This window comes from Kitasatospora sp. NPDC092286 (assembly GCF_044755565.1).
Taxonomy (GTDB): Bacteria; Actinomycetota; Actinomycetes; order Streptomycetales; family Streptomycetaceae; genus Kitasatospora.
In genome coordinates, this window is the sequence record NZ_JBIVRD010000029.1 from 44067 (window position 1) to 56076 (window position 12010).

The 12010-nt window shown below is 70.0% G+C and carries 11 protein-coding genes and 1 tRNA gene; 5 read left to right on the top strand and 7 right to left on the bottom strand.

Annotated elements, in window-relative coordinates; all coding sequences use genetic code 11:
* Positions 1-10: 10 nt before the first annotated feature.
* Complete coding sequence (locus ACIQIB_RS26720) at positions 11-928, bottom strand: helix-turn-helix transcriptional regulator (RefSeq protein WP_400655830.1); 918 nt, start codon at positions 926-928, stop codon at positions 11-13.
* 907 nt (positions 929-1835) lie between these two features.
* Positions 1836-2447 (bottom strand): cysteine hydrolase family protein, encoded by a 612-nt coding sequence (locus ACIQIB_RS26725; RefSeq protein ID WP_363608067.1) that lies wholly within the window; start codon positions 2445-2447, stop codon positions 1836-1838.
* A 150-nt stretch (positions 2448-2597) separates the two neighbouring features.
* Here ACIQIB_RS26725 and ACIQIB_RS26730 point away from each other — a divergent pair, with 150 nt between their 5' ends.
* Positions 2598-3563 (top strand): GlxA family transcriptional regulator, encoded by a 966-nt coding sequence (locus ACIQIB_RS26730; protein WP_400761122.1) that lies wholly within the window; start codon positions 2598-2600, stop codon positions 3561-3563.
* On the opposite strand, the gene ACIQIB_RS26735 is transcribed toward ACIQIB_RS26730, so the two are convergent.
* Positions 3560-4069, bottom strand: coding sequence for a hypothetical protein (locus tag ACIQIB_RS26735; RefSeq protein WP_400655837.1), 510 nt, complete (start codon positions 4067-4069; stop codon positions 3560-3562). The genes ACIQIB_RS26730 and ACIQIB_RS26735 overlap by 4 nt on opposite strands.
* A gap of 133 nt (positions 4070-4202) precedes the next feature.
* On the opposite strand from ACIQIB_RS26735, the gene ACIQIB_RS26740 reads away from it, so the two are divergent.
* Complete coding sequence (locus ACIQIB_RS26740) at positions 4203-4553, top strand: hypothetical protein (RefSeq protein WP_400761125.1); 351 nt, start codon at positions 4203-4205, stop codon at positions 4551-4553.
* 130 nt (positions 4554-4683) lie between these two features.
* Here ACIQIB_RS26740 and ACIQIB_RS26745 read toward each other — a convergent pair whose 3' ends face one another.
* Positions 4684-6453, bottom strand: a complete 1770-nt coding sequence (locus tag ACIQIB_RS26745) for an amidohydrolase (protein WP_400761128.1) — start codon at positions 6451-6453, stop codon at positions 4684-4686.
* Positions 6454-6851: 398 nt separating this feature from the next.
* Here ACIQIB_RS26745 and ACIQIB_RS26750 point away from each other — a divergent pair, with 398 nt between their 5' ends.
* Positions 6852-8186, top strand: coding sequence for a hypothetical protein (locus ACIQIB_RS26750; protein ID WP_400761130.1), 1335 nt, complete (start codon positions 6852-6854; stop codon positions 8184-8186).
* 62 nt (positions 8187-8248) lie between these two features.
* A tRNA-Leu gene (locus tag ACIQIB_RS26755) sits at positions 8249-8332 on the top strand.
* Positions 8333-8516: 184 nt separating this feature from the next.
* On the opposite strand, the gene ACIQIB_RS26760 is transcribed toward ACIQIB_RS26755, so the two are convergent.
* Together ACIQIB_RS26760 and ACIQIB_RS26765 are read right to left on the bottom strand one after the other, a co-directional pair.
* Positions 8517-9851, bottom strand: coding sequence for an NAD(P)/FAD-dependent oxidoreductase (locus ACIQIB_RS26760; RefSeq protein WP_400761132.1), 1335 nt, complete (start codon positions 9849-9851; stop codon positions 8517-8519).
* A 144-nt stretch (positions 9852-9995) separates the two neighbouring features.
* On the bottom strand, positions 9996-10622 hold the full coding sequence (locus ACIQIB_RS26765) for a TetR/AcrR family transcriptional regulator (RefSeq protein WP_363608060.1): 627 nt from the start codon (positions 10620-10622) through the stop codon (positions 9996-9998).
* A 112-nt stretch (positions 10623-10734) separates the two neighbouring features.
* Between ACIQIB_RS26765 and ACIQIB_RS26770 the strand changes: the two genes are divergently transcribed.
* On the top strand, positions 10735-11787 hold the full coding sequence (locus ACIQIB_RS26770) for an alpha/beta hydrolase (RefSeq protein ID WP_363608059.1): 1053 nt from the start codon (positions 10735-10737) through the stop codon (positions 11785-11787).
* A 24-nt stretch (positions 11788-11811) separates the two neighbouring features.
* Here the strand turns inward: ACIQIB_RS26770 and ACIQIB_RS26775 are convergent, their stop codons facing one another.
* Positions 11812-11934 carry a hypothetical protein gene (locus tag ACIQIB_RS26775; protein WP_400761136.1) on the bottom strand — a complete coding sequence of 41 codons (123 nt, stop codon included), beginning with the start codon at positions 11932-11934 and terminating at the stop codon, positions 11812-11814.
* Between the last annotated feature and the right edge of the window lie 76 nt (positions 11935-12010).

A 12010-nucleotide genomic window follows, 5' to 3' on the forward strand; every position in this document is an offset into this window, starting at 1 on the left:
CGCGAAGCGCTCAGGCCGCGATGGAGAGAACCCGCTGAATCGCCCCTGATGCCCCGCCCGGCTCTTCGTCCTCCGCCACCGGGGCGAAGGCGGCGTGCGGATGCTCCCGAAGCAACTCCATCCACGTGCGGACCGTGGTTCCGTGCGGTACGGGGACGACGCTGACCGGGCGGGCCGGTAGCCGCGGCGACATCACGGATGCCACAAGGCTGTTGTCGATCATCGTTACCAGGATCGACTGGTGGCCGATCCGTCCGATGCGTTCCATGACATGACGCGCGGGCTCGTCGGCGGCCGCCACGATCAGGTCGTGCTCACCGGATCCTGCGCCACCGTCGATGCTGGAGAGGAAGTTCATGAAACCGGTGATGTCGTTCGACCGGAGACGTTCGATCACGGCATCCCGCGCCAGATTGAATGACGGGTCGTCCGACGCCGCGCGGAAGTTCAGGGACATCGAGTTCGCCACGGCGAAGTCGATCTCGGTCATCTCTTCCCGTGTCGGGTAGGCGATGTCATCGGCCAGGCCGTGCTGGGCCAGCCACTGATTGACCTCGGTCCACAGCCAGACCTGGGAGCGGCCCGCCGTACCTTCCGGAGGGGGGAAGGGGGTGCCTCCCGACTTGCGGCTTCCGTTGATCCACTGGGCCACGTTCTGGCGGGTCCGGTCGGTCCGGTCGGCAATCTCGTGGATGCCCACGAGATCTCGGTCGAGCCTCAGCACCCGAAGCTGGGGAAGTGTCGCGTGTGCCACCGACACCGCACCGAGTGCGGCCTGGACGGCAGTGGCGCCGTCAAAGGCGACCGTCAACAAATTCAAGCCGCCCGCGCGGGCCAGCATTGCATCCATCTGCTCGCGGAGGGTTTCAACCGCCGAATCGTCGTCTACATCGACACCGGCGACAACGAAGGTGAACTCGTACTCCATGGCGTCCCCCTTCTGCTCGACATCCTCACGATGGCAGAAGTGTTGTCGTTCGTCAACGGTTAAATAGCCATAAAGTGGACATTTCGCTGTGTGACTAGTTGCGGGGCAACCCTGTCAGGCTTCGGTTGGCGGCCTCGGGCGGCAGTGGGCAGCGGGCGGCCGTACGGTTGATCCGCTTGGCTTCGTTTCCGGCATTCCTCGGGGTGCTGCTGATCGGGATCGTGGTGCACCGGGCCGCGCACGGGCAGTAAAGCCTGCCCCAGTGTCCGTCCTGGTGGAGGGCCCAGCCTTGGGCCACCCACTTTTCCAACGCCTCCCGAATCTCCTTCTTCGGGTGGCCGCCCGGCGACAGGGGGGCGCCTACCACCAGGGCACCTCCATCGGGCTGTGTCCGGCATGCCGCCCGGCCGGGTGCGCCGCCGCGCATCCGGAGAGTCGAACGTCGAGGCGGGAGGAAGCGGCCTCGGTGACGGCTCTGGCCGGGGCCGAGTCAAGGTCGAGCAGAGACACCAAGTGCCCTTTCGCGCGCTCACGGCCCCGGTTGGAGTGCTGTCCGGCCTGGGCGTGTCTGCGCCGCGGCTTCAGCGGGCCGTTCGGGTGGTGCGAAAAGCCTAGCCCTCTGCCGGGCCGTGCCGCTTCCGTGCCGCGAAGCAGCTGGTTGTATGTCAGTTCCTCACCCTGTGCCGCGGTTCAGCGCGGCCGTCCCCCCAGGAGCGGTCGCGTTGTCGGGTCGGGGTTGGCGCTGACGGTGTTCCGGGCGGCGGCGGCGGCCGCCGCGCTCTGGCTTGAACTCCACGCCGAGGTCGATGCGTTGGCCCGCCGTTACGAGGTGGCCACCGGTCCCGGCCGGGATGTCGTGCTACTCGACGGGGTGGAGGGGACGGTCCATGAGCGACTGAGTGGCTGGTCAGCTGATCACGGCGGCCGACTGGGCCGCCGCCACCACGGCCTCGGTGGTGGTGACCTTGGCGAACCGCATCGCGTGCAGCACCGCCCCGGTGGCGCGGGCGAGTTCGGCGGCCGGGACGGTCACGCCGTCCGGGCCGGCCATGTCGAAGGTGTGCATGGCGTCGGCCGGGAAGACGGTGTCGTAGCCGAGGTTGCCGGCCATCCGTGCGGTGGTCTCGTTGCACACGTTCGTCATGATCCCGGTGATCACCACCTGCCGTGCGCCCCGCTGCTGGAGCCAGGCGTGCAGGTCCGGCGTGCCGTAGAAGGCGCTGTTGACCGGCTTGGTGATGTGCAGGTCCGCGCGCACGCCCGCGACCACGTCCTTGAGCTCGAACCCGGAAGTCCCCGGCACCAGCGGTCCGACCTGCGACGCGTGCTGCACCACCACGATCGGTCGTCCGGTGCTCTCCCATGCGGAGACCAGCTCGCCGATCCGCTGCTCGGCCTCCGGGTTGTCGCGGGTGCCCCAGAACGCGTAGTCCTCGAAACCCTTCTGAACGTCGATCAGGACGAGGACGGAGTCGGTGTCAATGGTCAGTGGCGCGTCGAGCGCGCTGGTGTTGGTCATGGCTCCATCCTGCAACGCGACGCGTACCGTCCGTGATGGGTCGTGGTGCCAGGTATCGATAGATTTCTGCCAGGGTGCGCGGTCCGGTCCCACCGGCCGGGCACGTGTTGGTTCCGGGCCCCAGGGGTCGGCCGCCGCTAGATTTCTGCCATGCGCAGGGTGGGTTGTCTGATCTTCGATGGTGTCCGGCCGTTCGACTACGCGGTGATCGGGGAGGTGTGGTCGAACCGGGTCACCCGGCCCGGGCTGCCCCATTTCGAGCTGCGGGTGTGCGGACCGGACGGCGCCCGGGTGCGGCTCGGGGGCGGCCTGGAGCGGGTGCCGGACTTCGGGCTGGACGCCCTGCTGGACTGCGATCTGATCGTCGTGCCCGGGCTGGAGAACCCGACGGAGCCGCGCGATCCGGCGGTCCTGGCGGCGCTGCGGGCCGCACACGAACGGGGCGTGTCGATCGCCTCGCTCTGCGCGGGCGCGTTCGTCCTCGCCGAGGCCGGGCTGCTGGAGGGCCGTACCGCCACCACCCACTGGGCCCTCGCGCCCGAACTCGCCCGCCGCTTCCCGGCCGTGGACGTCCACCCCGAGGTGCTGTTCACCGGCGAGGGCGACCTGTGGACCTCCGCCGGAGTGGCGGCCGGTATCGACCTCTGCCTGCACCTGGTCCGCGCCGCGCACGGCCAGCAGGCCGCCGCCGCGATCGCCCGTGCGATGGTCACCGCTCCGTTCCGGCCCGGCGGCCAGGCCCAGTTCATCCCCTCCCCGGTGCCGGAGGACGCCGGCCGCGGCGACGACACGCTGGCCCGGGCCCGCGCGGAGATCCTGGGCTCGCTGGACACCCCGTGGAGCGTCCGCCGGATGGCCGGGCTGGCGCTGATGTCGGAGCGCTCCTTCGCCCGCCGCTTCGGCGAGACCACCGGCACCACCCCGCTGCGGTGGCTGCTGGAGCAGCGGGTCCTGGCGGCGCAGCGGCTGCTGGAGGAGACCGACCTGCCGGTGGACGCCATCGCCGTCCGCTGCGGCTTCGGCTCGGCGGTGTCCCTGCGGCCCGCCTTCGTGGCACGGGTCGGCATCGCCCCGCGCGAGTACCGGCGGACCTTCCGGGGACGGGAGGCCGGTTAGAACGCGGCGGGCGGGCGGAGGGCGAGGTCGGAGGCGAGCGCCCAGTGCTCGTCGGGCGCGGTGACGATGAGGTACCCGGCGCCGTGCGGGAGCCGGGCGCTGGTGCAGCCTTCGGCGGAGTACGCGTCGACGGCGACGGCGACCCCGTCCAGCCGGACCTCGGTGCGCCGGGAGTCCGGAGTGATGACGCGGCCCCGGTACGGACCTGGCCCGAGCCGATCCGAGTTGGCGAGGAAGACCTGGAGCTGGGTCTCGGGTGTGGTCAGCGACTTCACCCGGTGACTCTCGGGCACGGGCCGTGAGGTCTGGACGATCGCGACCAGGTCCTTGTTCACGTGGTAGTTGACGTCGAGGTGGCAGAGGAACCCGTTGGAATTCTGCCGCCCCAGCAGCGTGAACCACTCGCCCGGAGGCTGCCGCAGGACGGCGATCGGCTCGCCGAAATCCTCGGCCACCTCGCGGGAGGACGGGATGCGGAAGTCGCGCGGGCCGGTGCTGCGGAACATGGATGCACCCCAATTGCTTTGGATGGGAAAGGCATTGGTCAAGTACACCATCGGCGTGGAGGGGTGTCGACGGGATTCGAAACCTTGGCTCAGGGTTCGTCCAGGCGTCGAGGTGGGAACTCAGCGTGATCGCGTGGCCGCCGAGGGTGTGAAGAACTGGACTGCCGATGTGAGCGTTGCGCACGACTGCGAGGACATACACCACCTGGTGGATCGGATGACCCCGGCCCAGGTGCGGCGATTGATGCCGCTCGTCACGCAGGACGAGGAACTGGCGCCGGTGGCGGAGGGCCTGACCGCGGAGGACGAGACTCGGGAGGCGGAGGCCGGGCACTCCGACCGGCTGCTGTCCCTTGCGGGAATCATCGATGGTCCGGCGGACCTTGCCGAGCGGCTGGGCGTGGATCGGGTGGCGACGTTGGATCGTCGGCACTTCACGGTCGTGAAGCCCGCGCATTGCGCCGTTCTCACCTTGCTGCCCTGAGTCGCACAGCGCATCGATGGCGCGTCGGCAGGTCGGCCGACGCGCCATCGCGGATCGTCGTCGGTGAGTGTTCGGAGGCCGGCAGCCGCCGGTTGCGGCGGCGGCCGGCCTCCGACCGTCCCGGGGCGGGTCAGCAGTTGCAGTGCCACTGGTAGTCGACCGGGGGAGTCCGGACGGCGCCGTGGGGGACGGTGCGGGAGGCGATCGCCGGGTGGATCGTCCGGCCGGCCTTGATGGTCTCGGCGACCTTGATGTGCTGGATCTCCTCCGGGGCGACCGTCACGGGGTTGGCGCTGAGGATGACCAGGTCGGCGAGTTTGCCGACCTCGATGCTGCCCTTGGTGTCCTGCTCGAAGTACTGGTGGGCGGCGTTGATGGTGATCGACCGGACGGCGTCCAGGGCCGACACGCACTGGTCCGGGCCGAGGACGACCTTGTCGGTGCGGGTGCGGCGGGTGACCTGGCTGGACAGGATGGCGATCGAGTTGGGCAGCGCCACCGGGGCGTCGTGGTGCGAGGTGTAGATCATGCGGCGCTCCAGCGCCCAGCGGGCCGGGGAGATGTTCGCGGCGCGCTCCTCGCCGAGGACGGTCTTTCGGTACCAGTCGCCCCAGTAGTAGGTGTGCATGGAGAAGAACGACGGGATGATGCCGAGCAGGGCGAAGTCGTTGATCTGGTCATGGCGGGCGGTCTGGGCGTGGATCGCGACCGTCCGCCGGTCGCCGGGCCCGGCCTCCTCGGTGGCGGCCCTGACCGCGCCGATGAACTGGTCGATCGAGGCGTCCCCGTTGACGTGCGCGAGCACCTGCCAGCCGTGCTCGTACGCCGTCCGCACCTGGGTCAGGACGACGGCGTCGTCCTTGATGGTGGGGTAGCCGCAGTAGTCGTCCGGCTTGCCCGCCGGGGGCTTCGCGTACGGCTTGGTGAGCCAGGCGGTGCGGCCCTGCGGGGAGCCGTCCAGGTACATCTTCACGCCTGCGGCCCGCACACCGTTGACGTACTTCGGGCCTGCCTCGACCGGGTCCCCGATCGTGTCCCGGTTCAGCACCGCCGCCGTGGACTCGTCGGCCCGCGCGTAGGCGACGACGTCGATCTCGAACGGCACGGCGGCGGCGATCGCCCGCAGGATGCCCAGGTTCTCCAGGGTGGTGCCGCCCTCCTGGACCGTCGTGAAGCCGAACGAAGCCGCCGACTCCGCCCCCTTGCCGAACAGACCGAGCCGCGCGGACTCCGGCAGGCCCGCCATCGCCGCCGCCGAGGCGGGGGAGAAGGCCGTCTCCTCCAGCACCCCGTTCGGCTCGCCGTGCGGAGGGGCTTCGACGTCCTCCCGGCGGCGGATGACGCCGCCGTCGGGGTCGTCGCTGTCCGGGGTGTAGCCGAGCGCCGCCAGCCCCAGGCTGTTCACCGCCCCCAGGTGGAAGGACTGGTGGATCGCCAGCACCGGCCGCTCGGTGGACACCTCGTCCAGGTCGTCCCGGGTGGGGTGCACACCCTCTTCCAGCACGGCGTCGTCGTAGCCGAAGCCGACGATCCACTCCGAGGCGCGCCCGACCGGTGTGTCCGCCCAGTCCCGCAGCTTCTGCTGGAGCGAGGCGATGTCGGTGACGTCGCCGTCCGGGTCGGCCAGCAGATTGGCGATGGTGGCCTGGAGGCCGATGCCCCCGAGGTGGCCGTGCGCGTCGATGAACCCCGGGAGCAGCGCCCGGCCTTCGAGATCACGCACCTGCGTGGCGGGACCGCGCCAGCGGTCGAGGGCCGCGGCGTGGTCGCCGACGAAGACGATGATGCCGTTCTTCACCGCCACGGCCTCGGCGGTGGGCGGCTCGGCCACCGTCACGATCTCACCGTTGTGGAAGATGAGGTCGGCCTCGTCGTACGGTGCCTGCGGCTGATCGCCCATGCTGCTTCCTTCGCGCCGATTGCGGTCTGTCGTGCGGGCACTACCCCGGGTGATCGATCGTCAACCCCGCTTCGTCACACGGTGATCACGCTCTGCGTGCGTCCGAAGGCGGGGTCCGTGCGCCCGGGTGCGGGGGCGATCGGCGCCCGGGCGAACTCGCCGATCCCGCCCGCACGCGGGCGGCAACCCCGGTGCTCGGTCGGCTCGTTGGCGAGGAGCGACCCGCGTCCGCCCGCCCTTTCCCTGTCTGACTGACTGATCGCTTCTGATCGCCTGGCGATCCTGACCAAACATTTTCGATCACTCTGCGTTTTGGGCTGGTGCTGTGAGTAGTCGAGCAGTTAGCGTCGCCCAGCGTGCACGGATGATCCCTGTTCGATCAACAGAGGTGGTAGTTCATGGCACAGGAACCCAGGGTCGATGTCGCCCTCACCCTCCTGGAGGGCCAGGCGGAGCCCTCCCGGGCGGAGCTGGCGGAGGCGACCGCCCAGCTGACGCCGGGGATCTGGTTCACCACGGCGTTGACCGCCCCCGCCGATGGACGGCAGCCCGACGTGGTGTGGGACCTGACCGGTGCCTCGCCCTACGAGGGCCAGGTCGCGAAGGGCCGGGCCGCGGTCTACTACGCCAACCCGAAGTTCGGCCTCAGCCGGCCGTTCATCTTCTCGGACGGCTTCAGCTACGGCCCGAGCGACCTGCCCGGGCTGTTCGCGCACTTCAACCAGGAGTACGAGGCCGGCAAGCCGGGCTTCCTCGACCAGCTGCTGCGCCGTGGCATCGACGTGATCCTGCTCGGCTTCGAGGAGCGGCACACCCACATCCAGGCCAACGCCGAGGTCGCGATCAGCGCCATCCTCAGGGCGATCGAGGAGCGCAAGAGCGACACACCGCTGACCGTCGGCGGGGTGAGCATGGGCGGGATCGTCACCCGCTACGCGCTCGCCAAGCTGGAGTCCCAGCAGGTCGACCACCAGACCGCGACGTACCTCTCGTACGACTCGCCGCACAACGGCGCCTGGATCCCGCTGATCCTCCAGCAGATGGCCTACTTCTTCGAGGACTTCACCCCCGCCGGGCCCGATGGGGCCAAGCAGGCCGATCTGATCCGGAGCCCCGCCGCGCAGCAGCTGCTCTGGGCCTGGGTGGAGAACTCCAAGTACAAGGGCCCGGTGGCCGCGCGGTCCAGCGAACTGCGGGACGACTTCCTGCGGGACTTCCAGAGCATCGGCAACTTCCCGCAACGCCCGCTCAAGCTCGGCGTCGCCAACGGCCGGGGCGACGGCGTCGGCCTTCCGCTGCCGACGGGCGAGGTCGCCTTCGACTGGCAGGCCCTGATCGCCAGCGCCACCGCCCGGTTCCAGCCGGACAAGGGTGAGAAGCAGAAGATCGGCGGCATGCACCTCGGCCTGGAGGTGCGCCGCAGTACCACCACCGAGGTCCCGGCGCTGGACAACGCGCCCGGCGGCACGATGGGCACCTTCGGCCTGGTCGCGGACGCGCTCAAGGCGAAGATCGCCGACGACTACCGCAGCGGCGCCTTCGTCCCGGCCGTCAGCGCGGTGGCGCTGGACTACGACCCGGCGAAGTGGGACGTCGACCTGAAGGCTCCCGTCCCCACGCCCGACAGCGGGAAGAGCCACCTGGACGACTACGCCCTCGACACCGACAACAACGAGCACGGCCACATCTCCGGCGCCCTGATCGACTGGATCGTCGAGCGCATCGCCCCCTGACCCTTCCGGCCTGGTCCGGAGCACCCCCGTGGATGGGCTACGATTTACCCCATCACCCAGATGCGCGGGTGGCGGAATAGGCAGACGCGCTGGATTCAGGTTCCAGTGCCCGAAAGGGCGTGGGGGTTCAACTCCCCCCTCGCGCACAAAAGGTCAACCGACCCAATGCGGCCGGTCAAACCGACACCATGTCGGTTTGACCGGCCGTTTTGATGTCAGGAGACGCGGATCGCCCCTCACGACACCGTGAGGGGCGATCCGCGTTTTCGCTGTTCAGGTGGGGCGTGGCGGATGGTGGCGGCCGGGCGCGGCCCGGCTGTGCGCCGGGGGTCAGGCCAGGTAGTAGTAGGGGGCCGCCCGGCCTGCCTCGGCGTCGAGGACCTTGGGGTTGGCCTTCAGGTAGTTGTGCATGGCCAGGGCGGCCTCCGTGCCCTCGCCCGCGGCGGTGGCGATGCGGCGTTCGGCGCGGTAGCGGACGTCTCCGGCCGCGAAGACGCCGGGTTTGTTGGTGGCCATGTCGGTCACGTTCTCGAGGTCCTTCTTGTGCTCCTCGTATTTGAACGTCCCCTTCTTGATGGCGTCGAGGAAGATGTCCAGGCCGGTGGCGACGAGTCCGTACTTGTCCGTCTCGTTCTTGCGGACGACGGTGATGCCCGCGTCCTCGATCCACTTGGTCTGGGGGTCGGCACTGATGAGGGCGTAGACGGCGGTGACGGCGTACGACTTGGCCTTGGCGACCACCGTCAGTTTCGCGTTCGGGTTGTCCGGCGGCGGGGTCTTGATGGCGTCGAACTCGGTGGCCTCGGTGTTCTCCACGACGGTGATGTTCTTGTCGGCCCTGATCTTGTCGGAGATCACCTTGAGCATCGTTTTGGTCAAGGTGTCGCGGATCAGCATGACAACCTTGGCGCCCTTGCCGGAGAACATGAGCGCGGCCCGTCCGGCCGAGTCGCCGCCGCCGATGACCATGATCGTGTCCTTCGCCGTCACGCCCTCCGCGTCCGCGGGCAGGGCGTAGTAGTAGATGCCCTCGTCCTCGAAGGCGGCGGCGGTGGGCTGGGTCAGCTTGCGCGGGATGACGCCGGTGGCGAGCAGGACCAGTGAGGCGCTCACCGTCACGGCGTCGTGGGGGGCGTCCGAGTTCGTCGCGGTGATCTCGTGCTTCTTCGTCTTCGGATCGTCGCTGGGCTTGAAGGCCGTCACGCCGTAGCCGGGAAGCCACTGCGCCTCGAACTTCTTCGCCTGGAGGACGGCCCTGTGGCACAGGTCGCCGGCGTCGATCCCCTCATCGAACCCGAGGTAGTTGTCGATCTGGTTGACCGCCGTGGCGGCCGTTCCGCCGGGGGCGTACTGCTCGATGATGAGCGTGGTGAGGTCGTAGAGGCTGCGGGCGTTGATGGCTGCGGCCAGGCCGGCCGGGCCTCCCCCGATCACGACGAGGTCGTACGTCGAACTCTTCTTGGGAAGCAGCAGATCCATCGTCGCCGCGAGCTGGGCCGGCGTGGGGTTTTTGAGAGTCGTCGTGCCGACCGTCACCACGGTGTCCGTCGCGTTCGGATCGATCGTCACCTTGACGTCGTAGTCGCCGAGTTCCAGAAACCGCTTGATCCGTTCGACCGTCTTGTCCTTGGCTTTCGCCGTGATCGTGGCCGTGGGCTTCGGCATCGTGCTCCTCCTTGCGAACGGCGGGGTCCCGTTCGGGGCGGTGCCTGCGCTCCACCCGGCCTTTCCTGGAGGGTCGGGACGCCCGATGGGGCACCATCCGGGCGGATCATGGACCTGAGGGGAAGGCCGGAAACCGAAGGGCGGTCAGCTGCGCCCGAACGAGTGGAGGGCCTGGCTCTTCCCCCTCAGTCCGTCCAGGACCATGTCCGTCAGGCGCTCCGGCAGGTCGGGCTCGATCGGGCGGTGGCCGAGCAGGGCGCGGGTCTGGAGCGGGGCGCAGAGCAGTTCCAGGGCCAGGGCCGTGTCGGTGTCCGTGGGGAGTTCCCCGCGTGCGACGGCCCGGTCGACGATGGCGCCGGCCTGGTCGAGGCGGGACTGCCAGAAGGTCTGCCAGGCCTCGGCGAGGTCGGGGTCGTCGGAACTGAGTACGGCCGCCCGGGCGACGGAGCGGCCGGTCGGGGTGGCGAGGTACTGGGCCAGCGCGCGGGCGAAGGCGGCCAGGTCGGTGCGGACGGCTCCGGTGTCGGGGACGGGGATGCCCTCGTTGCTGCCGGTGAGCATGGCATCCAGCACGAGCTTCTCCCGGGTGCCCCAACGCCGGTACACCGTGGTCTCGTTGACCCCTGCGCGCGCCGCCACCCCGGCGATGCTGAGCCGGTCGACGCCCTCCTCGGCCAGCAGCTCCGCGGCGGCCGCCAGAACGGCCTGGCGCACGCGCGCGGCACGGCCGCCCGGGCGGCGGCGGATCGGTTCCGGCTCTTCTTCGGTCATGCGGATCACCTCGGCCACCACATTAACGCAAGGATGCTTGCGTTAGGCGTCGCCCGGGCGCATAGTCGTTAACGCAGGAATTCCGGCTTTAAGTGCGACAGGAGGCACCACCATGTCCTTCACCTGGCCCCTGGACCCGCAGGACCTGTTCGTCGAGCGTTACCCGCAGATGGCCCTCGGCCTGCCCGCCGACGAGGTGGACGCGGTCCGCGCCGCCGTCACCGAGATGTGGCCCGACCGGCCCGGCGGCTGGGTGTACGAGTGGTCCGCCCTCGCCGCCCGCCACGCCGAGGCCGGGCGCCACCGCCTGGCCGCGCAGGCGTACGGCTGGGCCAAGTTCCCCTCGCTCGCCGACGACCCGAAGCGCACCGCGCTCGCCCGCCAGGTCGAGCAGTACGTGCTCGCCGCCCCCGGCTTCCCGGTGGAGTTCGAGCGCCGCACGCTCACCGTCCCCTACCGCGGCGGCGACGCCACCTTGCCGGTCCACCTGATGGCCGCCCCCGGCCTGCCCGCCGACGCCCCGGTCGTCCTCGCCAGCGGCGGCGTGGACTCCTGGAAGACCGACCTGCACGGCATGTGGGAGCAGCTCGCGTTCACCCTGCCGGCGCGGCTGCTGCTGTTCGACCTCCCCGGCACCGGCGAGACCGCACACCTGCCGATGACCCCGGACGCCGGGGCCGAGGTGATCGCCGCACTGGTCGGCTTCGCCCGCGCGGCCGGCAACGGGAAGGTCGGCCACTTCGGCATCTCGATGGGCGGCTACTACTCCGCCCGGACCGGACTGACCGGGGCGGTGGACGCCTCCGTGGTGCTCGGCGGCCCGGTGGAGCGCTCCTTCGCTCCCGGTCGCGGTTTCGCCTTCGGCATGGACGGCATCGTCGGCAACGCCCTGGGCTTCGACGCCGTGCCGACCAGGGCTGAGCTCGACGAGGCCTTCGCGGCATTCGACCTGCGCCCGCTGCTGGACCAGGACGCCAACGGGCCGATGCTGGTGGTCAACGGCGCCGAGGACGTCCACGTCCCCCAGGATGACACCCTGGTGTTCGAGGGCCGCCGGGACACCCGGGTCGAACTGATCCCGGACACCGGCCACTGCGCCATCTCGCGCTTCGACGAGGCGATGGCCGTGATCGCCCCCTGGCTGAAGGACACCCTGACCGGCTGATTCGGCGCTCCTGCCACGGGAAGCTCACCGCGGCGGCCGGCTCAGGAGAGCGAAGGGGCTGCTCCGGGCGAGCAGCCAGCCGCGGGTGAGCAGCCAGTCGCGGGTGAGCGTCCGAACGGTGAGCGGCGTCCGGGAAATGATCTCCATCCGGCCGGGAACGCAGACGGGAGCGCCGGTGGATTGCTGCTGGTGGAGGATTGCGTCGGTTGGCCACGAACAGATG